Source organism: Crassaminicella indica, from assembly GCF_019203185.1.
In the GTDB taxonomy this organism is placed as follows: domain Bacteria; phylum Bacillota; class Clostridia; order Peptostreptococcales; family Thermotaleaceae; genus Crassaminicella; species Crassaminicella indica.
In genome coordinates, this window is record NZ_CP078093.1 from 646,779 (window position 1) to 670,771 (window position 23,993).

Below are 23,993 nucleotides of genomic sequence, written 5' to 3' on the forward strand. Positions count from 1 at the left end.
CACCTCCGTTAATATAAAAAATGATAAGAAAACAATACACAAATGGCAATCCTCCTCTTTTTTCAAAAGAAGAGGATTGCTATCACCACCAAAATATCATACTAATGCTTAAATTTTATATTGTGAAATTTTTATTGTCAAGGTATATCTATCAATTACTTTGCATATTCAGGCTTTTTGTCTAGCTTGTGAATAGCTTCTATAAATCGAATAGTTCCTGTTTCTGCTCTCATGACAACAGAATGAGTTCTTGCCATATTGTTTTCAGAATATGTAACACCTCTTAATAAATCTCCATCTGATATACCTGTAGCAGCAAAATACACTTCATTCCCTTTTACCAAATCATCTAGTCGTAGTACCTTTTCACAGTCTACACCCATTTTTTTGCATCTTTCTCTTTCTTCTTCTTCAAAAGGAACTAATTTCCCTTGAAATTCTCCACCTAGACATTTTATTGCAGCTGCAGCAAGCACTCCTTCTGGCGCACCACCAATTCCAAGCATGATATCTATTCCTCTGTCCTCAAAGCATGTAGCAATTGCAGCCGCTACATCACCTTCTTTAAATAGCTTGATTCTTACACCAAGCTCTCTACATTCTTTAATAATCCTCTCATGTCTTTCTCGATCTAACATAGTTACTGTAAGATCTGTAATATTTTTATTAAGAGCTTTTGCAACATTTAACAAATTTTCTTTTACAGGTGCATTCATATCAATAACACCCTTTGCCTTAGGTCCTACTGCTATTTTATCCATATACATATCAGGCGCATTAAGTAAATGCCCCTTTGGTGCTACTGCAACAACAGCTACAGCATTAGGAAGTCCCTTTGCAACACAATTTGTTCCATCTACAGGATCTACTGCTATATCTACCTTTATGCATCCATTATCTGCTTTTCCGATCTGCTCTCCAATATAAAGCATAGGGGCTTCATCCATTTCTCCTTCACCTATTACTACAACACCGTCTATATTTAAAGTATCCAACATGCTTCTCATTCCGTCTACAGCAGCCTGATCAGCAATATTTTTATCTCCTCTTCCCATATATTTTGCCGCTCCCAATGCAGCAGCCTCCGTAACTCTAGCTAAATTTAGCGCTAAATTCCTATCCATTATACAATCCCCCTTATTTATGTTTAGAGAGTGTCTCCTTTAATGTATCATTTTTATCTAATTTATGAATAGCATCAACAAATCTGATAGTACCTGTTTGTGAACGCATAACAACAGATTGGGTTCTTGCTCTATTATTTTCAAGGTAAGTTACACCTTTTAACAGCTCTCCATCAGATACGCCTGTAGCTACAAATAACACATCATCAGATTTTACCAAATCATCTAATATAAGGATTTTATAAACGCTTTCTTTATCCCATCCTAATTTTTCACATCTTTCCATCTCTTCATCAGACATAGGATTGAGCTTTGCCTGCATTTCTCCACCCATACATTTTATCGCAGCAGCAGCAATAACCCCTTCTGGTGCACCACCAATTCCCATGAATATATCAATACCTGTATTTTCAAAGCAAGTAGCAATAGCAGCTGCCACATCTCCATCACTAAATAGCTTTATTCTACAGCCTACTCTTCTAATTTCTCTTATTAGATCATAATGTCTCGGTCTATCTTGAATAATAACTGTCACATCATTAATATCCTTATTTAATGCTTTTGCAACTGCTTTTAGATTTTTCTCAACAGGATCATCTATATGAATGAGTCCCTTTGCCTTTGGTCCTACTGCTATTTTTTTCATATATGTATCTGGTGCATTTAATAATGTACCTTTAGGTGCCATAGCTAAAACTGCAATAGCATTTGGAAGTCCCTTTGCTATAAGATTTGTTCCTTCAAGGGGATCTACTGCTATATCTACTTCCATATCTCCTGCTTTGCAGGTACCTACCTCTTCTCCAATATAAAGCATAGGTGCCTCATCAAGCTCACCTTCTCCAATAACTACAGTTCCTTTTATGGATACATCCGAAAAAGCTCTTCTCATGCCATCTACTGCTGCTTGATCTGCAGCATCTTTTTCTCCTCTACCCATATATCTTCCACAAGCAAGTGCTGCTGTTTCTGTTACTCTTACAAGCTCTAATGCTAGATTTCTATCCATTTTTATACCTCCAGTAAAATATGTGTATATCTCAATACCCCTTTCATCACAAACAATTATATCATATTGGTGTAATTATAACATGCTTTTTCCTTATCTATTGCTCCAATCTGCCTTAAATTTTTCTATTCCTTTATCTGTTAACGGGTGATTTAGCATTCCTTTAAATACCTTATATGGAATAGTTGCAATATTTGCACCTGCTAATGCTGAATCCATCACATGAGCTGTGTGACGAATACTTGCAGCAATAATTTCTGTATCAATACCGTGCAGCTCAAATATATTTGCAATATCACCTATCAAATCTATGCCAGGGTTTCCTATATCATCCATTCTTCCTACAAAAGGACTTACAAAGCTTGCTCCTGCACGTGAAGCAAGTAAAGCTTGATTTGCAGAAAATACCAAAGTAACATTTGTTTTAATATTTTTTTGAGATAATACACTTACAGCCTTTAAACCTTCTGCTGTCATAGGAATTTTGATGACAATGTTTTTATGAAGTCTAGCTAAAGCTTCTCCTTCTTTTATCATCTCAGGTGCTGTATCTCCCATTACTTCTGCACTAATAGGTCCATCAACTAAAGTTACGATTTCCTTTAAAACCTCTTCAAAAGCTCGTCCTTCCTTTGCAATAAGGCTTGGGTTTGTTGTTACCCCTGATAATACTCCCCACGTACTTATTTCTCTTATTTCCTCCACATTTGCAGTATCAATAAATAATTTCATATTAATCCTCCTAACATTTTTTTCTATCTATATTATATACAATTCCTTTTTATGTTAAAAGCAAAAAGAACCTCATATGAGGTTCTTTCTATGATTATTTATTTAATGGCTTTAAACCTAAAATTTCTCTTGCTTCAGCAGGAGTTGCGATTTCTCTTCCTAGCTCCTTTGCAATGCGAACAACCTTTTCAACCATTTCTCCATTGCTCTTTGCTATAACGCCTTTTTCAATGTAAACATTATCTTCAAAGCCTACTCTTACATGTCCACCCATAGCAATAGCCATAGCAGCCATAGGGAATTGGTTTTTACCTACCCCTGCTACTGTCCATGTAGAGCCTGCTGGAATACTGTCTACCATAAATGCTAAATCTCTAGCTGTAGCCGTCATTTGAACACCTAATACAAAATCAAAGTGCATAGGTGCTTTGATATATCCTTTTTTATGCATTCTAATAGCAATATCCACCATACCTTTGTCGAATACTTCTATTTCAGGCTTAACACCTCTTTCGATCATGATTCGACCAAAGTTTTTGATTGTATTGTCTGTGTTTATAAATACTTCATCTCCACCAAAGTTGCAAGTACCACAATCTAGTGTTGCCATTTCAGGAGCTTTTAGTCCTAATTCTGGCTCTTCAACTTCTGTAGACTGAAGTCTTTCTAAATCAGTCATACCTACTGCTCCACCTGTTGAAGGTTGAATGATTACATCTGGACAAAGCTTTCTGATAGCATCAATGCACTCTTTGAATCTAGCTTTGTCTTGAGTAGGAGTACCATCATCTTCACGTACATGAAGGTGAATAATACTTGCTCCTGCTTTGTAAGCTGATTCTGCTTCTCTTGCAATTTCTTCTACTGTATATGGAACATTTGGATTATGTTCTTTTGTAACTTCCGCTCCGCATATAGCAGCTGTGATAATTAATTTTTCCATCTTGTGCTTCCCCCTTAACTTTTAATATTCTATTATTTTCTTTGACAGTCTTTTGGTGTCACACAAGTTCCAATAGCTGTAGCAACAACGATTGGTTCTTCTAATACATCAGCTGCTGATGCACTGATATCTTTTCTTGAAGTAACAACTTTTCTTGCTTCGAATTTCATTTTTCTTGAAGTATTTCCTTCTTTGATGATTTCTCCAATTACTTCAATATAGTCTCCTGCATAAACTGGTGCTAAGAATTTTACTTCCTCGTAGCCTGCAAATAAACCTTCATCTCCATCACGCATAATTAGTAGCTCTGTAGCAACATCTCCAAATAAGTGTACCATATGTGCTCCATCTACTAATTCTCCACCATAATGTGCATCCTTTGCACTCATTCTTACTCTTAACATTGTTTTAATTGTTTCCATGTTTAATTCCTCCTAATATCTTTATGATTGCATAAAGATATTGAAAGCCCCAAAAGTAAACCATGCCCATATCATTATAACACTAAATTTGTTTTTTTGACAATGTGTAGATGAAAAAAATAAAAACCAACTAAGGTTTTACGCTCAGTTGGTTTTTGGAGCTTATTTTTAACAAAAGAAAAATCATTTGCCTTGATTGATATCAAAACCTTACATAGATGCAGATGTCATCCAAGGCTTATCATATTGCATAGCTAACATATTATAATTCATAATTCTTTCTCTTAATCGTTTTTTAGCAAGTTCTAACTGAAGATTTGCATTTTCAAGCTGTATTGGTGGGATATTTCCTATTTCTAACTGTAATTTTGCTGTCTCTAGATCATCCTTTGCTTTTTCATAAGCAATTAAGTCTTTTTCATATTGATCTTCTAGCTGCATTAAGGATTTATAACAACCTCTTAAATTCTTTTTATATACCTGCTTTATACTATCTACATCCATTGTTGCTATTTTTGCATCTATTTTTTTTGCTTTATAAGGTTCATATTCTGCATTAAAAACATAGAATTTCACACCTAAATCAGCCAATTCTTTATTTTTCTCCACTCCCCAAATTTCAGGACTTTCATTTATTACTTCTAAAATATGAGAATCTACATCTTCATCCTTTATTTTCTCAAAAGAAATTTTATCCTCTAATGTATATCTCTCTTTTAAATCAAATCCTACTAAATCATTTAAGGCTTCATAACTTTTTTCCAATTCTTTTACTGCTAAATCATATGCTTTTTTAGCATCTTCATAAACTCGTTTGGCTTCTTTGTTTTGTAATTTACTTGCAATCCCTAGTTCATATTTTAGCTGTGATTGCTCCTTATTTTTACTTTGTATTTCTAACTGTAGCTTTGCCACTTTTTTAGCATCTTCTTTTTTTAAAACATCATAATAAGCATTTTTTACTTGATAAGATATTTTTTCTTTTAATGTCTTTATATATTTTTTAGCTTTTTCATATTTTATTTCTGAACTTTTAAGTTCCTTATATGCTCTATCTGCTTTTGCATCACTAGCACCATTTCCAGTACCTACTGGTGTATAATCTATAGCATCATTAGCATCATCTTTTACATAATCTGCACGTGCAACCATCAATTCTGCTTTTTGTAAATCGTCACTGTTTTTTAATGCCTTATTTAACAACTCCTTATAAGTATAATCCCCTGAAGCTATTTCTTCTTTTTGTTGTTTCTCTACAAAAATTTTAATAATTCTTGTAACACTATTCCATTTAACTTTTATATCTGAAATCTTTTCAATAACATTATACGGAACCATAATAGAACCATCTTTTACTTCTGGTACTACACCTAAATCAAATTTTCTGCCATCCATTATTAGATTGGAATTTTTCGTAGTTAATTGAATAATACACTGATCCTTAAAAATCGTTACCACATCATTTTTATCATCCCATTCCATATCATTACTATTAATATCTGTAAGCTCTGCTATAAAATCCAATGGTAATAAAGGTATCTCTTCTTTTATGTACGGTGCTACTTTCAAAGTTTTTACATAATTATCTACTTTATACTCTGCTTCCCCAATGGTTAATTCAATCTCATCCGTTTGACTTTGTGCAAACTCTAGAGGCAACTTAATCATTTCCTGTGCTAATACTGTATTACACGACAAAGCTACTGTTAAAGAAAAAACACAAAGCATTTTTCTTATCTTTTTATTCATGTGCAACTTCCTCTCTATATAGTCATATATAATTTATATCTTCTGTTATTCATTATAACACTCACTCTTTATGCATTCAACGCGTATACATATTCTTAAGAATTTATTAATATTTGATCCTAAAAAAATAAAGGAAGATTTCCTTCCTTTACCTTTATAGTATAATTTATAATCTATCCTTTAATTTTCTTTATCTTTTTTTGATACAGAATTAATCCAAGGTTTGTTATACATCATAACCCATTTATTATAATCCATTATGGTTTCACGTAATTGCTTTTTACTATTTTCTAACTGAAGTATTGCTTTTTTCTCTATAATTGGCAATTCATTACCAACTGCTACATTTACCTTTGCCATCTTCAAATCATCTTTTGCTTTTTCATATGCAATCTTATATTTTTCATACTGATCCTTTAACTGCTTTAATGAAGTGTATAATTCCCTTAAACCCTGTTCATACTTCTGTTTAACCTTTCCTAATTCTATCGTTGCTATTTTTGCATCAATTTCTTTTGCTTCATATGGATCCATATCAAAACTCCATTTGTAATCTACTGGTAGATTAAATACATACAAATCAACACTTAAATCCTTCAAATCAACAATTTCATTTAATGCCCATATTTCTGGACTCTTATCTGTTACTCTTGCAATATGATAATCTACATCTTCTTCAATATCAGCATCAAAGATTATTTCATCTTTTAAAGTATATCTTGCCTTTGCATCTAAACTTACTAAATCATTTAATTTTTCATAAGCCTTATCTAACTCTTTTACTGCTAAATCATATTGTTTCTTTGCTTCTTCATAATCTCTTTTTGCCTGATTATTCTCAATATCACTAGCAAGCCCTTCCCTATGGCTTAGATCTGTAAGCTTTGCTTTTTCTTGTGTCAAATCCATTGCTAGCTTAGCTAGTTTTTTATTGTCTTCACCTTTTAATACTTCATAGTAAGCATTTTTTACATCATAAGCAATTCTATCCTTGATCATATTTACTTTCTTTTTTGCTAATTCATATTCAAAATTATTTTTTTTATATTTCAAATATGCTACATTTCCTTTAAGATATCTTATATCACTTCCATATCTTGTTGGTATATAATCTGTATCATCCTTAGAATCATCTTTTATAATATCCATACGCTCCACATTCATCTCTGCAGCTTTTAGATCTCTACTACTGTCTAACGCTTTTTTAAGCATAGTTTCATATGTATAATCCCACGTAGCAACATTTTCTTCATTTACCTGTTTTTTCACAGGAATAACAATTTTATTAGTAATACTATTAAAGCTTACTTTTTTATCAAAAACTTTTTCTATAAAATCTATTGGAATCATTGTATTACCATCTTTTATTTCTGGAGCTGTATCCATAAGCATTTTATTTCCATCAACTATCAATGTTTTTTCCCCTATAGTCATCTGAATAATCTGATTTTCTTTAAAAATAGTAACTGTCTTTGTTTCTGCTTTCCAATCTACACAAGCTTTATTTATGCCCATGATATCTATTATTAGATCAAGTGGAAGCATAGGCTTTTTATCTTTTATGTAAGGAGGTATAGATATAGCTTTTACAGTACTCCCTACTTTATAATTTACATCTCCAATAATAAATTCTATATCTTCTATTGCAGAGTAATTCATTTCAACAGGAAGTTGGATATTTTCCATTGCTACAACAGTATTACATGAAAGTATTGTAGCTATTGCAAATGTGCACGCTATTTTTTTTGATCTTTTATACATATATTGTACTTCCTTTCTTTATCAAAATACATTAGAATATATTTTTTATAATCATCTTTCAATATAATATATTCATTATAACACTGCACTGATATCATTGCAATTGCTCCTAAGCATGATATTTTTACCTTGTTTTGCGTAAATTTCCTAAATAACAAAGCTACTCAAGTACCATATCCACTAAATCAATAAAAGGCTCACTCTTATTTCCTTTTGGTCTTTTAAATTCTATTTCTAATTCTTTACCATTAGTAAGTTCTATGTCTATATGCTGAGGATACTTGCTTTTTTTAATCTCTATTTTCTGCTTTATATCACCATCTACAATAAAGCTTACAATATAAGCTTCATCTAATCCTTCATTCAATACATGATCTAAGCCTACTAAACCCGTCAACTTATTATATTTACCATCTAATTTATAAACCAACCTTGCCCCATCATCATATGCTCTTATACACATTCCTTTTTTGTACTGCTCTATTTTTTCAGTAATAGGATCTACCATTAATGACATAATAAAATCCTTTGGATAATCAAAACCTGCATCAAGATCTTTATTTAATGATTTGCTTGTACTATTATCAATTCTATAAAGATAAACATTAGAATAATAAGATATTTTTTTATCTGTTAAATAAACCTCATCTACAGAGGATACAGTTTGAATTTGAGGAACCTCACCAATATATACCGTCCCTGTCTTTCCATCCCAAGTAACTTTTTTTCCTAAATTTTCACTAATATATCTTAATGGCACATAAGTAGTTCCATTATAGACAAAAGGCTTTTTATCAGAAAATTTGTTATCCTCACCATCTATTATAATTCTTTTCACAATACCATAGTTTACAGAAATATTTTTTACTATTGCATCTGCATTTACAAAAGAAAATGAAAACAATAATCCTAATACTAAACCTATCATGACTTTTTTCATTTTAAACACATCCTTTCATAAAATTGTATACATTTTACTTCTCTTAATAATATATTATAGCTAAGTTTTTATAGTACTTCAAACCCCCTCTTATATTCTAAAACTTTTGTCTGTATACTATAACAAAGCACGATGTACTTACTCATATGGTTACATCGTGCTGTTCATTTTAGTCTATCTGAATAATTTTATTTGCAACAAAGATATCATCATCATAATATCCATTTACAAATATTGTATCTCCCTTTCGAAGATGACCAAATGCAATTTTTTCTGTTGAAGTAGATAGTACCTTAGTATGATCTGTCTTGGTAACAGTTCTTGTAATATATTCACTTTTTTCTTTATCAAAATATTTAATAACTAAATAGCTATATTCAGAGTAAATCTTTGAAATTTCTCCTGTGATTGCATTGCTATGCGAAATTCCATCTGCTTCTATATCTGTCACTACATTATTTTTAATAGTTAGCTCTACATGATCATGTATCTTCAAATCACTAATTTTTTTACGATCATCATCATTTATCTCAATATCTACATTATCAGCCACTTCATAAGTACGGGTTCGTTCATTGTCTGTTACAATAGTAATCTTTGTTGGATCTCCTATAATGATTTGTTTGATCACACCTTCATCTTTTGTCCTCTCTTCTACACTAGCTGCTAAAATATCCACTACTTTATCATATTCTACAGTTATTGTTGCAATGTCACCTTTTCTTAAATCATCTAGACCCCTCTTGTGTCGATCTCGATACACTCTTACATCATCATCTATTTCAAATTCTAGTACTTCATTGTCATTTGTCTTAATCTTTAATATTGGATATTCTCTAAAAATAACAGATGATTCTAAAATACCATCATATACTTTTTCTTTACCCATTAAATAAATCTTTATTGCCCGATTCCCAATAAATTTTACTTGTACTTCTTCTCCCTCTGTAAGTCTTTTCACAGTAACATCTTTCTTATCATATTTTATTTCTGTATTATCATAAATTTTTAATTCCTTTTTCAGAATTAAATTATCTTTGTTTCGAATAGTCATTAGATGATAATCACCACAATTAACTATACTAATAATTTTACCAACCCATGTTGTAGTACTTGTACTTAATTCTATCCATGCAAGTTCATTCTTATCATTAAAATGTAATTTTATCCCGTCTCCTTTATGAAGATCATCTATATCTCTTGATTTACCATTTTCTCTAATAGCCACCCTATTTAAATTATAAACTTGCGTATTTCCATTTTCGTCCTTTACCACAATCATTTTCGTCTTTTTTGAAATATAATCAATTATCCTTTCATCACCATTAATTGAACCTATTTCACTTGATGGTGTATTTATTTTGTTTACTTCTACTCCTTGTACTTCTCCTGTCTTAGTAAAGATTAATTTTACATTATCCCCTTTATGTAAATCTCTCATATCTATGTATTGACCATTCTTTTTAATATATGTAGCTCCTAACGTATAAGCTTTTGTATCTCCTTTTGTATCTTTTACAACAATCATTTTTGTCTCCGTAGAAACATAATCTATAGTTCCTTCTACAATAGTAGGTATTACAGGATCAGGTGGCATCACTGTAGATGACTGACTCATTAGTAAATCATATGTCTTAGAACACATAGTTGCCATAACAGCTCTATTGATAATACTATTTGGATTAAATTTATTGAGTGCATCTCCTCCTACAATCTTATTTTTTTCCAAAAGATCTACATACGGAAGTGCTGCTGTTTTGATAGTCTCTGCATCTACAAATTTTAGTACTGGAATAGCTTCTAGCTTCATATTTAATGCTTTTCCTATAAATACTGCTACATCTACCTTTTTAGCATATGTCGCCTTTCCTTTTTTGACAAATATTTTTAATTCATCTGGATGTAAAATATTATACTCTAATCCATAAGCTACTGCTTCATGAGCCCAACTTGGAATCTCATTTGCTTTCAATGTTGCATAATATTTGTTCACTAATCCATTTGCAGGTCTTAGTTTATTTGCTGCCTTTAACGTATTGTAAATCATTTGCATAGCTTCTATATAAGTTACACTTTTATCTGGTTTGAAAGTAACCTTCAAGGTATAATCATCAAAATACCCACTAATGATTTTCTTATCTGCCATTTTTGTAATAAACGGTTTCGCCCAATGATTGCTAGGTACATCTGAAAATATTACTGCTGCAAAACTGTTTATACTACTCATTACTATCAGTAATGCAATAATCAAGCAACTTATTTTTTTTCTCATTGTATTTTATTACCTCCTTTTATCTACAAATTATATGAATTTTTGCATTCTATTTAAGTATTCTATATATTGGTTTAAAATCCTTTTAAAATTAGTAAATGTAATAAAATAGTAATATATACTCAAACAAAAAACCAACCAAACTATTTTAATTATCTCGGCTGGCTTTTTCATCAATATTATTTTAATTTAATATTAAATTTTATTTCTGTTTCTTTTCCACTTCCATCATTTTGTAGCATTTTCAAAATAAGTGTTACATTTTTCGTATCTTTTTTTATTGGAGGTAATTTTATCATTCCTTCTACTTCATCATCCTCTTTAATATTGTTAAACCATATTTGACTAAATGCATGTAATACTTTACTAACTATATCTTTTTGCTCATATGTTTTATTATTCGCTACTAATTTTGTTTTTCCTTGTTCTATAACTATGTCCTTTTCACCTATATTCTTTACTTTTAAATATACCCTCGTTTCATCTGTATCTATAGATATACTATTCACAGTAATTAATACGTCATCTACTAACTTTTTCACTGGCATAGTTTCATAATCTTCAGTAGGGATCTTTATTTGCTTCTCTTCTTTTTCTTTTTGATTTTTAGCATTTATTTGTATAGTTTTTCTACCTTTATTCCATTCAAGAGTTGCTCCTAGATTCTCTGCTATAAACCATGCAGGTACATATACTTTATTTTCATACACAAGAACTTTATCGCTTTTGGGCAATTCTTTTTTTTCTCCATTAAATTCAAAGGATATGTTTTCTTTAACCCAAGCGCTAATAGGTCCAGATATGGCAGCATAGCTAAGTGTTCCAGCTCCTAATATACCTCCAATGATTATCCCTGTTATAAAGTGCTTATATTTACTTAATAAATTATTCAAATTATCCCTCCTTTAAAAATAGTTTTTATTAATCATTCACACTCATTATATCACCCTTACATATATCTTTCAATTTTTTCCTCTATAAAAATATGCAAAACAAAGAGCCCTTCATATGAAAGGCTCTTTATCTTTTGAATATTATTACTTAATAGTTACTGTTCTTGTAGCTCCGTCCCACTCAACTTGTGCACCTACAGCATTAGCCATAGCTCTTACTGGAAGCATTACTCTTCCATCTTTGTTTACAGCAACAGTGTCCATAGGAACTTCTACACCATTTACAGTATATTTTGCTTCTCCAACTTTTACTTTGATTACTCTATCACCTTTGAATACAGTTACAGAAGTATCTGCTTGATTCCACATGATATTTTGGTCTTCTACTCCTAGAGCATTTAATAAAGCTCTTAATGGAAGCATTGTTCTACCATTTGCATCAATATATGGAGCAACATCAACTGTTACAACATTATCTCCAACTTGAATTTCACTGTTACCAACTTGCATTTTAACTTCTACACCAGCTTTAGTATTTGAATCAGCTGGAGTGATTACTCTAGCAACTACTGCTGCATCTGCTTTTTTAGTTTCGAAGTAACCTAAATCATCATATTCATGTTCTTCTTCTCCATTGCCATCACCAAGATCAACTTTCGTTGCACATTTTTCATTATCACTTTCTACACCATTTTGTACTACAGCATCTCCTCTAAGTTGTACTTCGAAATCTCCTTCTGGAAGAACTCTATCAAGGTCTACAGTTCCACCAGTAATAGTGATTTCAGATGGCTCTGTACTTTCACTCTTAATCTTGAATGATAAGCATCTATCACTATCTTTCTTATCTCCATATTTACCTACTTCAATACTATCTTCATCAATTTCGATATCACCTTTAGTTACTTCTACTTTTGGTTCGTCATTCCATTCGAATCCATCAGCAAGTTTTAATACTACCCAACCTTTATCAGCTAATGCTTCTTTCTTAGTTTCTGTAATAACTATTTTTCCTAATGCTTGATCTTTCAATCCAAGTTTTACATTTGTAGGCTCTGCCTTGATTGTTGCAGGCTTAACAGCTTTACCTAAAACAACTTCACCCTTATTTGGAAGAGCATTTCCTGAAACTTTCGCTACGATATCCCCTTCATGACCTGCTTCAACAGATACATAGAATGTTAAGTGTAATTTGATTTTTCCACTTGTTCTGTCTAACGCACCACCAGTAAATTCAAGTACGTTTCTATCATCTCCATCTACATACTGCATAACATTTTTAATATCTTTTAATCCATCATGCTTATCCACATCAACATCAACAATCTTTACCCAGTCTGGGAATTCAATTGTAGTTCTTCTGTTTGTAATCCATGCACCATCTGCATTTTCTTCTAATTTTAATGTTACTAATTTGTGATCATCTTCATCATAATCTGTTTTCGTATTAATAGCTTTGTCATCTGCATCAGTACGCACAACTTTCACTTCAGATAAAGGACGTCTACCAGCAAATAGCTCTACCATATCATCATCTTTATCTGCTTCAATTTTTACACCATAATCTTGGTATTCACCAATTACGATAGTTGCACTAGTAACTTCATCTCCAGTTACTTTTACTTTTACTTCTCCAAAATCTGCATCTCTTTCTGGAACAACTCTTAAGTTCTTGATATAGATTTTACCACGAGCTTTTGTAGAGTTTAATTTATCTGTTTCAATGATTAAATAGTTATCATCATCTGAATCAACTTTGTATTCACTAGCACTTAATTTAATAGAACCAAATCCACCAGCTAATTCGATTACTGTATCATCACTAGGTTTTTTAGAACCTGTAACAATATCCCATTTAAAATCAGAAGGTAATCTTAATTTGATTTTTTGAGTTCCTTTATGACTCATTGCTCCGATGCTAGTTTCTTCAATTTTGATTGTTTCGATTACAGCACCGTCATCTGTAATATCTGTGGTATCATTGATAGTTGTTACAGTATCACCATCAGCCGCATTAGCAATCGTAAGCTTTTGTTCACTCACTTGGCTATCGTTAGCGATGATTTCTACTTCTACTGCACCATTATTATCAACATCAATTAACATTGGAACGATAATAGCAATTTTATTAGCTGTTTCAGTAGTACCATATGTTCTATCAAATGGATCAGCTAAAGTTACATCTATTTCAGAATCACTACGTCTGTCAATAGTAACTTTTCCATTTACTTTTTTTCCTGTAGAATCATCTACAGCATACGCAATATCAGAACCTTTCATATCATCAATCCAGTCTGCATTGCTTACATTTAGGGTAAATGTCATACCATCTTTAAATTCTCCTGCATTTTTCTCTTCTAATCTTAATTGCGGAGCATCATCCTTATATACTTTTGAATACACAGTCTCATCAGATACTTTTGGCACATTACTTACGGTATTATCTGACGCTGCAAATGCACTCATTGGTACTAACGTTAATACCATTGCTAATACCAATAATAATGAAAGTCTTTTCTTCATTATAAATTTCCTCCTTTTATTTTATTGTTTTTTGATTTTTAAGGATATGTACCTTAGGTTACTATCCTTTGAAAACACACTAATATTTAATGTGCTTTCAAAAGACAACAATCCAAAATACAATACCGATTATACCAACTATTTCTTTTATAGTCAACATTTTCATGTTTTCTGTAATATAAGTGTAACAAATGTACATTTTTATAAATCATATATTTGTTTCATATAAAGGTATTTATTTATCTTTTAGGTATATTTTTCTATAAATCAAAATCTATATTTATTATATAGAATATAAGCATAAATTACCATTACAGAAATGTTACAAAACATTACGTGTTTTTTACAAAAGAAAAAGAGAGCCTATGTATGACTCTCTTTTTCTTTATTAGATAATTATTTGATTGTTACTGTTCTTGTAGCTCCATCCCACTCAACTTCTGCACCTAGTGCTTGTGCGATGAATCTGATTGGTAACATTGTTCTTCCATCTTTGATTACTGCTACAGTATCCATTGGTACAACAACACCATTTACAAATAATTTGTTGCTTCCAATTTGTACTTGAGCGATTCTGTCACCTTTGAAGATTGTAACTGTTCTTGTAGCTCCATCCCAGATGATGTTTTCATCTGTTACACCCATAGCTTCTGCAACATATCTTAATGATAACATTGTTCTTCCATCAGCAATGTATGGAGCAACGTCAGCAGTTTTTAGTTCATCTCCAACTTGGTATTCAGCTTTTCCGATTACGAATTTCACTTCTTGACCAGCTTTAGTATTGTCATCAGCTGGAGTGATTACTCTTGCAACAACTTCAGTTGCTACTTTTTCTGTATCAAATTTTCCAGCTTTCTTTTGTGCTTCAGTAGGACTAGCTAAATAGTTTTGTACTAAAGCATCACCCATGATTTCTACTTCATAATCTCCTTCTGGAAGTGTTCTATAAAGATCTACAGTTCCTCCAGTGATTGTAATTTCAGATGCTTCTGTACTGTCATCTTTAATTTTGAATGTTACATATCTCTCATCATTTTTGTCAGTAGTTCCATCATATTCAACTTTGATGCTATCTTCGTCTATTTCTAAATCTCCTTTAGTTACTTCTACTTTTGGTTCATCGTTCCAGTAGAATCCTTCAGCTAATTTTAATGTTATATATTTACCATCTTCTAAAGCACCTTTTGTAGTTTCTTTGATCACTATTTTACCGATTGCTTGATCTTTTAATCCAAGCTTTACATTTTCTGCTTCAGCTTTCACTTCAACTGGAGCTACAGCTTTTCCTAATACTACTTCTTTTTCTTCTGTTAAAGCTCTTCCAGAAACCTTAGCTACAATATCTCCTGTTTTACCTGCTTCAACAGAAACAAAGAAAGTTACATGTAATTTAGCTTTTGAAGTAGTTGATGTATTTTTCCATCCACTAAACTCTACATAATTAGCATCTTCATCTCTTGTAGCTAATAATTTATTTGCAATAGTAGTATTGCTATCAGCAACACCATCATTATCAACATCTATATACTCAGCTTTATCAACTTGTACGTTTATAATTCTCACCCATTCTGGGAATTCAATTCTAGTTTTTCTTGCAAGTAACCATGAACCATTTCCATTTTCTTCAATTTCTAATGTTGCTAATTCATGATCATCATCATCGCTTGATAATTTACCTGCAAAGATTTCTGCCATATCATCATCTGTATCTGCTTGAACTGTTACATCATAATCTACATACTTACCAATATTTAATGTAGTTGTTTTAATTTTATCTCCTGAAATTCTTACAGTAATATCTCCATAATCTGCATCAGATTTTGGAATTACTCTTAAACCTGTAATATATAATTTACCACGACTTCCTGTAGAATCAAATATTCCATTAATTGTTAATTTGTTTGTGCCATCTCCAGAAGTTACTGTTGGATTTGCTCCTGTAAAACCACCAGCTTTTTCAAATGTTGCACCTGATGCATCCCATTTGAAATCAGAAGGTAATTTTAATTCAATATCTTGAGCTGCTCCATTGTTGTTGATAGCTCCAATATTTGTTTCTTCGATTTTGATTGTTTCGATTGTAGCACCATCTTCTGTAATGTCTGTAGTGTCATTGATTGTTGTAACTGTTGAACCATCTGCTGCAACAGCAATCACATATTTACCTGCTGTTACTGGTGTATCGTTAGAAATAATTTCTACACTTACTTCACCTTCATTGTCAATATCAACATATAACGGAAGGATTATTGCTACTTTTCCTGCATCTGCACCTTTAGTGAAAATTACATCTACTTCACTTGAAGAACGCTTTCTAACTGTAGCAGTTGAAGCTGCAACAGTGCCATCTGCATCGTATACTACTTTTGCTACAGTAGCTCCATCCATGTTAGATGTCCAATCACCATTATTTACTTTTAAAGTAAAAGTCATGCCGTCAGTAAATTCACCAGCATTTTTCTCTTCGATTCTTAATTCTGGAGCATTCGTGTTATCAAACACTGTGCTATCAGATACTTTAGGTACTTTATTCACGGTGTTATCACTTGCCGCGAACGCACTCATTGGTACTAATGATAGCATTAATGCTAGTACCAATAATAATGAAATTTTTCTTTTCATTAAGTATTCCTCCTTTAAATTTTTTGTTGAATTGTGTCGAAGCTTGTCGCTTCTTGTTACATGAAGATTATATAAATTTTAAATCTATAAATCAATGCATTTAATTGTTCTGTAATATTAGTAAGTTTTTCCTGTGGTAAATTAGAGGGTTCTAGGGGATTGGGACATATATGTTACAGCCATATTACATGCTTTTATTTGAATGAATATGTTAAAATGTAGTATTGTAGGGAAAGCTTTTACAGAAAGGAGCTATTTTATGGAAAGTTTTGTTGGACTATTAAAGACAATGCGTCCTAAGCAGTGGACAAAAAATCTTATATTGTTTGCAGGAATACTTTTTTCTAACAATTTATTTGATTTTGATTTGTTGAGGTTGAGTATAGCAGGGTTTTTATTGTTTTGTATTTTTTCTGGAAATGTTTATATTGTCAATGATATTGTAGACAAGGAAAAGGACCAACTTCATCCTAAGAAGCGCAATCGTCCGATTGCTTCTGGAAAGGTGAGTGTATTAAAAGCTATAATATTTTTATTCATCAGTATGATTTTTTCTTTTGTTGTAGCTTATAAAATCAATTATCTATTTTTTATAATTGGTCTTATTTATTTTATTTTGGTTACTCTTTATTCTTTTGTTTTAAAGCATATAGTCATATTAGACGTCATGACTATATCCATAGGCTTTGTCTTAAGGGCTGTGGCAGGTGTTGTCATTATTGATGTAAGGATATCGCCCTGGCTTTTGTTATGCACATTTTTATTGTCTTTATTTTTGGCACTTCATAAAAGGAAGAGTGAAATGGAGTTGATAGCTAAAGGTAATAAAAAATCTAGAAAAATCCTTGAAGAGTATACTCCAGAGCTTTTGAACGATATGCTCCATATAGTTACTTCTTCTACGGTTATGGCATACTCTCTTTATACCTTTAGTGCAAGTGGTTCTATGTATATGATGGGTACTATTCCCTTTGTCATATTTGGTATCTTTAGGTATCAGTATATTGTTCATAAGAAAGGAATGGGAGAGAATCCTGAGCTTGTACTCCTTAGTGATGTACCTTTGATTGTAGATATAGTGCTTTGGGCAGTTAGTTGTATATTTATATTGTACTTTGTGTGAAAAAGGATGTGAAAACTTGGATTTTCAAAAATTAAAAAAAGGACTTATATTTTCTATTTTTGTAGGCTTTTTTGTATTTGCTGGCTTATCTATTTATGGAGATGTCGGTCAGTTAGTTGAAGCATTTGTTATATTTGATTATGATTATCTACCTTTTATATTGATGCTGGCTCCTCTAAATTATTTTTTTCGATATATTAAATGGTCTTATTATTTAAAGCTTATTGATGTAGATATTCCTAGAAAAGAAAATATACTAATATTCTTAAGTGGTCTAGCTATGACTATTACGCCAGGAAAGATAGGAGAGCTTTTGAAGGCTTATTTACTGAAGGAAAAGAAAGGAATTCCTATCAGCAGCACTGCTCCTTTGATTATAGGAGAGAGATTTACAGACGGCATAAGTGTAATGATTTTAGCAGGGATTGGTTCTGTTGCATATAAGCATGGTATAACTATCCTGCTTTTAATTCTTTTAATAGTTGTCGCATTTATATGGGTAGTACAGCGTCCTAAATTGGTATATAAGTTGTTGGAGCTTTTGAGTAATATAAAATTTTTAAGAAGCTTTGACTCTAGCATGAAAAACTTTTATGATAAAACTTATATGATTTTGCAGATAAAACCTTTGGCTTTTGCAGTCAGCATTGGTGTTGTATCATGGTTTTTTGAAGGAGTAGTCATTTATCTTACTACTTTGGCTTTAGGCTTTGAGCTTCATCTTCTCGCTTGTATATTTGTTGTTTCTTTTTCATTTATTATTGGAGCATTGTCTATGATGCCTGGAGGATTGTTTGCTGTGGAGGGAAGTGTAGTAGCACTTCTTATGATGATGGGTCTAACAAGAGATTTATCCGTAGCTACTACTATTATTACAAGGTTTTCAACTTTATGGTTAGGGGTAGCCCTCGGGCTTGTCGGATTGGTAGCTATATGCAAAAATAGAGTGGATATTTAGTCCACTCTACTATTTTGCTACTTTTAAAACTCTTACTTCTAATTCTTGCTTATCTACTTTTTCACTTAATTGATCTATTTTATTTTCTATTCTATGTATGCCTTCCATACTTTGTTTGTATCCATCGTATAGTGCTTTTATATGGTTGTCCATTTTGTTTTCTAGTTTAATAATGGCTTGGGTATTTTTATTTACTTTGTTTTCTAGTTTAATAATAGCTTGAGTATTATTATCTACTTTATTTTCTAGGTTAATAATGACTTGAGTATTATTATCTACTTTTTCTTCAATAGTAAGCATTTTATTATACATCTTTTCAATAAGTTCAAACATCTTTTGTTCCATACTAATCAACTCCTTTTGTTCATTATATCACAGGAATTTCTTCATTTATAGCTTTATATTTTTACAATATATTACATGCTTTTAGTTTGTATGCTCCGTCTTCATCACCTTATCTACAATGATTACCATGCTCATTGCAAATAAGAAAAGAAGTGGGAAATTGTATCTTGTTTGCCCTTCATAGACGAAATGTACAGCTGTAAAAAAGGCTGTATTAACTGCTGGAATTGATTGTTCATACTTTATTTTATAATCCTTTTTAAATAGTGCTGTAATGATAAATTTGGAGTTTATGATCATATATATGAGTCCAAAGCTGTTTAAAATATAAAGCAATATATCCTTTATTGCCCTTGAAAAGTTTTTATTTCTTGCATAAAAGGTCTGCTCATCTTTATCCCACTTTTTGTATTCCTCATCTATTCTTCGTGTATCATTACTTGCCCAAGCATCTAAATCCCAAGCACCACTAAAAAATGTCTGCTTCATTCTTAAACAGCCGAGCTTGAAAAATTCTACAGGATTATTGACTATCCAAGCTTTTGCTTGCTTTTTAATAATCGGTTCAATTTCATGAGCTATTTTTACATTTTTTTTCTCTAAAATACTTCTTACTTCTTTTTTAACTTTTGCTGGAGCCTTTACCTCTTCAAGAGGCATCCATGCTCCTGTTGTATTGTAAGAATTGTTGTTGATATATAAAACATACCCTGAATTGTAAGATATAGGAATTATCCTTCCAAATTTTTTATAATTTCTATAAGTCCAGGGGCTGATTACTAATGCCATGAATATAAATGTAGTGATAAATAAAAGTCCTGCTTTTTTTATTTTTTTGTTTTTTAGCCAAGCTATAAAAGCTACCACTACTGGATAAGCCATAAAAAACGGTTTTGTAAGAGCTGCTGCTCCTATAAAAATGCCTAATATAGGATATTTGATTCGATTGTCAAAATCATACACCTGCAAAAGAATCATTGCTGCAAATAAAAAAGTAAAAAAAACCTCTGTTCCTACTACGTTGTTATAAGCAATATAATTTGGAAGAAAAGCTGTAATAGTGTAAGTTGTATAAATTACAAATTTTCGTTTGGTAATTCTTATTAATATCAAATAAATAAAAATCAATGTCATCATAGATAAAAATACATTGAATTTTTTTGCAATCATTATATCAGAGCTTCCTACAAGCTTATATACCATTCCTAATGCTGTTGGATACCCCATTCCTTGAAAAGCAATAGGAACTCCTTTTAATGTATGCCCTAGATGTAGAAAAATATTGGTTGCTATTTCTTGATAAGTTTTAAAGTCAAATACAGGGTTAGTAGGTACATTTTGTATATACCAAATGCGAATATACAAAGCAATCATAAATATAGATAAAGTATATAAAATTTCTATACACTTTTTTAAGCTTATATTTTTTTTCATTATGTTCTCCCCTTTTAAGTAATCAAATACCTCGCATCAGCTCAGCATTATAAGTATATCTATATTATTTTCCATTTTCAAGAGAAGCTTTTCTTTTATTAATTTTCACATGACTAAAAAGCTTTCTAATGATAGAATGTAAATATAAACAAACCGTATCGAGAGAAAGGATGATTTTATGGAAAAAAACATCCAATAAAGATAAACTTATCTTATACAAACCAATGCCGAGCTGATGCTCGGCATTGTAAGTATATATGAATATTATAAAAAATATGCTATTTTAATACTTCTTCTAGATTAATACTCAACCCTTCAAATACAATGGATTTAATTATATCTGTGTAGATATTTACGCTTTTTAGTTCTCGTTCATTGAATGTATACTGAAGAATTTTCTTTTGTATTGGATCGATAATCCAATACTCTCTTACACCTGATCTCATATATAGATCAAGCTTCTGAACATAATCACGACTTCTGCTAGATGGCGAAACTACTTCTACTACAAGAATAGGGGTAGTCAATTCCCCTTCGTTTAAGTTATCACACACAACAAACACATCGGGCTGTACATTTCCAATAATTTTTCTCTGTTGATTATAAAGTTTTACATCTAATGGTGCTACAAAAGGTTCACATGAACCACCTTTTAAATAATTATACAAACTTCCAAAAATCTCACCTATTATTCTTTGATGCTTTACTGATGGAGATGCTAGCATGTATATATGACCATCGATATACTCATATCTTTTATTTGCATCTTCTTCATTTTCGATAATCTTAAGATACTCATCATATGAATACATCTTATCTTCAACTGCTATACCCATATAATCACCTCTTTGTTGTGATGTAGATAACACCACCTTTTCTCTTATACCAAACAAATATTATAATCCCACTATTTTCTATTTTCGATAGAAGCTTTTACAAAATCTCTAAATAATGGATGTGGTCTTGTTGGTCTTGATTTGAACTCTGGATGGAATTGTCCTGCTACAAACCAAGGATGATCCTTGATTTCAACAATTTCTACTAATCTTTCGTCTGGTGAAATTCCACTGATTACAAGTCCTGCCTTTGTTAACTGATCTCTAAACTGGTTATTAAATTCATATCTATGTCTATGTCTTTCATAGATTAAATCTTCACCATAAGCTTTTTCTGCTAATGTACCATCATAAACTTTGCATGGGTAAACCCCTAATCTCATAGTTCCTCCCATATCCTCTATATCCTTTTGCTCTGGCATAAGGTCTATTACTGGATAAGGTGTTTTAGGATTTAATTCAGAGCTGTGAGCACCCTTTAGCCCTACAACATTTCTTGCAAATTCTACTACTACTAACTGCATACCTAGACAGATTCCTAAGAAAGGTATTTTGTTTTGTCTTGCATACGAAATCGCTTCTATTTTTCCTTCAACACCTCTATCTCCAAAGCCTCCTGGTACTAAAATACCATCTGCGTCCTTTAACCTCTCTGCAACATTTTCTCTTGTAATGTCTTCAGATTGCACCCAATCAATCTCAACCTTTGTATTATTATCGATCCCTGCATGCTTTAAGCTTTCGGCTACAGAAAGATAGGCATCATGAAGCTCTACATATTTTCCTACAAGAGCGATTTTTACTTTGTTCTTTAAGTTCTTTTCTTTTTCAACCATTGTTTTCCATTCTTTTAGGTCTGGTTCACTACAGTTTAATGATAATCTTTCGCAAACAATCTCTGCTAGTCCTTCCTTTTCTAACATTAATGGTACTTCATAGATCGTTTCAACATCCATATTTTGAATAACATTTCCTTTGTCTACATTGCAGAAAAGACTGATTTTATCCTTTACCTCTTCTGACATAGGAATTTCTGCACGACATACAATAGCATCTGGCTGAATACCAATTTCTCTTAGTTCTCTTACGCTGTGCTGTGTTGGCTTTGTTTTCACTTCTCCAGCTTTTCCTAAGTATGGAAGAAGAGTTAGATGAATATACATAACATTTTCTTTTCCAACATCATATTTTATCTGTCTAATAGCCTCTAAAAATGGTTGACTTTCAATATCCCCAACAGTTCCTCCGATTTCTGTAATAACTACATCAGCATTTGTCTGTTTTCCTGCTCTTAACACTCTATCCTTTATTTCATTTGTTATATGAGGGATTACTTGTACAGTTCCTCCTAAGTATTCTCCTTTTCTTTCCTTTGTAATAACTGACCAGTAGATTTTTCCTGTTGTTACATTGCTGTATTTTCCAAGATTGATATCTATAAATCTTTCATAGTGTCCTAAATCTAAATCTGTTTCAGCTCCATCCTCTGTAACAAATACTTCTCCATGCTGATATGGACTCATAGTACCCGGATCAATGTTAATATAAGGATCGAATTTTTGAATCGTTACCTTTAGTCCTCTTGCCTTTAATAATTGTCCTAATGATGCAGCTGTTATTCCTTTTCCTAATGATGATACAACACCACCAGTGACGAAAATATACTTTGTCATGTGTAAATACTCCTTTCACAATTTCATTTTTATTATATTGTTTATTTGATTTTCAGTTCATCGTACATATGTAGATTTATGCCTGTGCAATTTAATATTTATCAAAAATAAATTTTTATTCACAAGTACATATCTACATTAACCTTATAATGATGATTTTACTTTTTAGTTATTCAGAAACTTGTTTTAGTAGCAAAAAATAACTAGCTTCTAAAAAAAGAGAGAGGTCACCCCTACGGGTGACCTACCTGTGTCCGCATTATCTTTTATGGCAGGGCACCCAAGTCAAGGGTGCTCGTTTTTTTCTTTTATAATAACTTGAATATTATATCTTATTCCTTTGTTGACGTCAATAATATTTTATGATTTTGTATGATTTAGAGAATTATTTGATTTTTTATAAAAATAATACATCCTTAATTTTATTGTGTTAAGGATGTAGCGAATAGCCTTATGCTCCTGACTTGCATGCTATAATGATTTTAAGATTAGTGGTATCTTAACTAAATTTATTATACTATAGCTTATTTCTATTTTTCAATGGATTTGGCAGATATCTTATTCCCTCACCCCATTTTTATATAAAACCAAATTATTATAGACCAGAAAAATATAAAATGCTCTGGTCTAT

18 protein-coding genes are annotated in these 23,993 nt (G+C 31.6%); 2 read left to right on the forward strand and 16 right to left on the reverse strand.

The window, feature by feature from the left end:
- Positions 1-155: 155 nt before the first annotated feature.
- The 12 genes from glpX (KVH43_RS03170) to KVH43_RS03225 all read right to left on the reverse strand — a co-directional run bounded on the left by glpX (KVH43_RS03170) (position 156) and on the right by KVH43_RS03225 (position 16,993).
- Positions 156-1,127 (reverse strand): class II fructose-bisphosphatase, encoded by a 972-nt coding sequence (gene glpX / locus KVH43_RS03170; RefSeq protein WP_338028371.1) that lies wholly within the window; start codon positions 1,125-1,127, stop codon positions 156-158.
- Positions 1,128-1,137: 10 nt separating this feature from the next.
- Positions 1,138-2,133, reverse strand: a complete 996-nt coding sequence (gene glpX / locus KVH43_RS03175) for a class II fructose-bisphosphatase (RefSeq protein ID WP_218283432.1) — start codon at positions 2,131-2,133, stop codon at positions 1,138-1,140.
- 93 nt (positions 2,134-2,226) lie between these two features.
- A complete protein-coding gene (gene fsa / locus KVH43_RS03180) occupies positions 2,227-2,865 on the reverse strand; it encodes a fructose-6-phosphate aldolase (RefSeq protein WP_218283433.1) in 639 nt (212 codons plus the stop codon).
- Between the two features lie 94 nt (positions 2,866-2,959).
- Positions 2,960-3,808, reverse strand: a complete 849-nt coding sequence (gene kce, locus KVH43_RS03185) for a 3-keto-5-aminohexanoate cleavage enzyme (protein ID WP_218283434.1) — start codon at positions 3,806-3,808, stop codon at positions 2,960-2,962.
- A gap of 32 nt (positions 3,809-3,840) precedes the next feature.
- Positions 3,841-4,230, reverse strand: coding sequence for a 3-aminobutyryl-CoA ammonia lyase (gene kal, locus KVH43_RS03190; protein WP_218283435.1), 390 nt, complete (start codon positions 4,228-4,230; stop codon positions 3,841-3,843).
- Positions 4,231-4,440: 210 nt separating this feature from the next.
- Positions 4,441-5,979: a stalk domain-containing protein gene (locus KVH43_RS03195; RefSeq protein WP_218283436.1), complete on the reverse strand. Its 1,539-nt coding sequence runs from the start codon at positions 5,977-5,979 to the stop codon at positions 4,441-4,443.
- Between the two features lie 180 nt (positions 5,980-6,159).
- The gene (locus KVH43_RS03200) at positions 6,160-7,740 is read right to left on the reverse strand and encodes a stalk domain-containing protein (protein ID WP_218283437.1); all 1,581 of its coding nucleotides are present in this window, start codon (positions 7,738-7,740) and stop codon (positions 6,160-6,162) included.
- A 160-nt stretch (positions 7,741-7,900) separates the two neighbouring features.
- Positions 7,901-8,680, reverse strand: coding sequence for a stalk domain-containing protein (locus KVH43_RS03205; RefSeq protein ID WP_218283438.1), 780 nt, complete (start codon positions 8,678-8,680; stop codon positions 7,901-7,903).
- Between the two features lie 169 nt (positions 8,681-8,849).
- Positions 8,850-10,952: an S-layer homology domain-containing protein gene (locus tag KVH43_RS03210; protein WP_218283439.1), complete on the reverse strand. Its 2,103-nt coding sequence runs from the start codon at positions 10,950-10,952 to the stop codon at positions 8,850-8,852.
- A 179-nt stretch (positions 10,953-11,131) separates the two neighbouring features.
- The gene (locus KVH43_RS03215) at positions 11,132-11,845 is read right to left on the reverse strand and encodes a stalk domain-containing protein (RefSeq protein ID WP_218283440.1); all 714 of its coding nucleotides are present in this window, start codon (positions 11,843-11,845) and stop codon (positions 11,132-11,134) included.
- A 144-nt stretch (positions 11,846-11,989) separates the two neighbouring features.
- A complete protein-coding gene (locus KVH43_RS03220; RefSeq protein WP_218283441.1) occupies positions 11,990-14,368 on the reverse strand; it encodes a copper amine oxidase N-terminal domain-containing protein in 2,379 nt (792 codons plus the stop codon).
- Between the two features lie 396 nt (positions 14,369-14,764).
- Positions 14,765-16,993, reverse strand: coding sequence for a copper amine oxidase N-terminal domain-containing protein (locus KVH43_RS03225; protein WP_218283442.1), 2,229 nt, complete (start codon positions 16,991-16,993; stop codon positions 14,765-14,767).
- Positions 16,994-17,252: 259 nt separating this feature from the next.
- Between KVH43_RS03225 and KVH43_RS03230 the strand changes: the two genes are divergently transcribed.
- Both KVH43_RS03230 and KVH43_RS03235 read left to right on the forward strand, forming a co-directional pair.
- On the forward strand, positions 17,253-18,116 hold the full coding sequence (locus tag KVH43_RS03230) for a decaprenyl-phosphate phosphoribosyltransferase (RefSeq protein WP_218283443.1): 864 nt from the start codon (positions 17,253-17,255) through the stop codon (positions 18,114-18,116).
- 16 nt (positions 18,117-18,132) lie between these two features.
- Positions 18,133-19,074, forward strand: a complete 942-nt coding sequence (locus tag KVH43_RS03235) for a lysylphosphatidylglycerol synthase transmembrane domain-containing protein (RefSeq protein ID WP_218283444.1) — start codon at positions 18,133-18,135, stop codon at positions 19,072-19,074.
- 9 nt (positions 19,075-19,083) lie between these two features.
- Here the strand turns inward: KVH43_RS03235 and KVH43_RS03240 are convergent, their stop codons facing one another.
- From KVH43_RS03240 to KVH43_RS03255, 4 genes are all read right to left on the reverse strand, one after another.
- On the reverse strand, positions 19,084-19,419 hold the full coding sequence (locus tag KVH43_RS03240; protein WP_218283445.1) for a hypothetical protein: 336 nt from the start codon (positions 19,417-19,419) through the stop codon (positions 19,084-19,086).
- Between the two features lie 81 nt (positions 19,420-19,500).
- On the reverse strand, positions 19,501-20,853 hold the full coding sequence (locus KVH43_RS03245; RefSeq protein WP_218283446.1) for an ArnT family glycosyltransferase: 1,353 nt from the start codon (positions 20,851-20,853) through the stop codon (positions 19,501-19,503).
- Positions 20,854-21,131: 278 nt separating this feature from the next.
- Positions 21,132-21,689: a Uma2 family endonuclease gene (locus tag KVH43_RS03250; RefSeq protein ID WP_218283447.1), complete on the reverse strand. Its 558-nt coding sequence runs from the start codon at positions 21,687-21,689 to the stop codon at positions 21,132-21,134.
- 71 nt (positions 21,690-21,760) lie between these two features.
- Positions 21,761-23,362: a CTP synthase gene (locus KVH43_RS03255; RefSeq protein WP_218283448.1), complete on the reverse strand. Its 1,602-nt coding sequence runs from the start codon at positions 23,360-23,362 to the stop codon at positions 21,761-21,763.
- Positions 23,363-23,993: the final 631 nt, after the last annotated feature.

Excerpts from the sequence above, each read along its gene's own strand:
- KVH43_RS03220 (WP_218283441.1), bottom strand. The coding sequence starts at position 14,368 with ATGAAGAAAAGACTTTCATTATTATTGGTATTAGCAATGGTATTAACG.
- glpX (WP_218283432.1), bottom strand. The coding sequence starts at position 2,133 with ATGGATAGAAATCTAGCATTAGAGCTTGTAAGAGTAACAGAAACAGCA.
- KVH43_RS03245 (WP_218283446.1), bottom strand. The coding sequence starts at position 20,853 with ATGAAAAAAAATATAAGCTTAAAAAAGTGTATAGAAATTTTATATACT.
- KVH43_RS03230 (WP_218283443.1), top strand. The coding sequence starts at position 17,253 with ATGGAAAGTTTTGTTGGACTATTAAAGACAATGCGTCCTAAGCAGTGG.
- KVH43_RS03250 (WP_218283447.1), bottom strand. The coding sequence starts at position 21,689 with ATGGGTATAGCAGTTGAAGATAAGATGTATTCATATGATGAGTATCTT.
- KVH43_RS03205 (WP_218283438.1), bottom strand. The coding sequence starts at position 8,680 with ATGAAAAAAGTCATGATAGGTTTAGTATTAGGATTATTGTTTTCATTT.
- KVH43_RS03240 (WP_218283445.1), bottom strand. The coding sequence starts at position 19,419 with ATGGAACAAAAGATGTTTGAACTTATTGAAAAGATGTATAATAAAATG.
- KVH43_RS03225 (WP_218283442.1), bottom strand. The coding sequence starts at position 16,993 with ATGAAAAGAAAAATTTCATTATTATTGGTACTAGCATTAATGCTATCA.
- kal (WP_218283435.1), bottom strand. The coding sequence starts at position 4,230 with ATGGAAACAATTAAAACAATGTTAAGAGTAAGAATGAGTGCAAAGGAT.
- fsa (WP_218283433.1), bottom strand. The coding sequence starts at position 2,865 with ATGAAATTATTTATTGATACTGCAAATGTGGAGGAAATAAGAGAAATA.
- KVH43_RS03210 (WP_218283439.1), bottom strand. The coding sequence starts at position 10,952 with ATGAGAAAAAAAATAAGTTGCTTGATTATTGCATTACTGATAGTAATG.
- kce (WP_218283434.1), bottom strand. The coding sequence starts at position 3,808 with ATGGAAAAATTAATTATCACAGCTGCTATATGCGGAGCGGAAGTTACA.
- KVH43_RS03195 (WP_218283436.1), bottom strand. The coding sequence starts at position 5,979 with ATGAATAAAAAGATAAGAAAAATGCTTTGTGTTTTTTCTTTAACAGTA.
- KVH43_RS03255 (WP_218283448.1), bottom strand. The coding sequence starts at position 23,362 with ATGACAAAGTATATTTTCGTCACTGGTGGTGTTGTATCATCATTAGGA.
- KVH43_RS03200 (WP_218283437.1), bottom strand. The coding sequence starts at position 7,740 with ATGTATAAAAGATCAAAAAAAATAGCGTGCACATTTGCAATAGCTACA.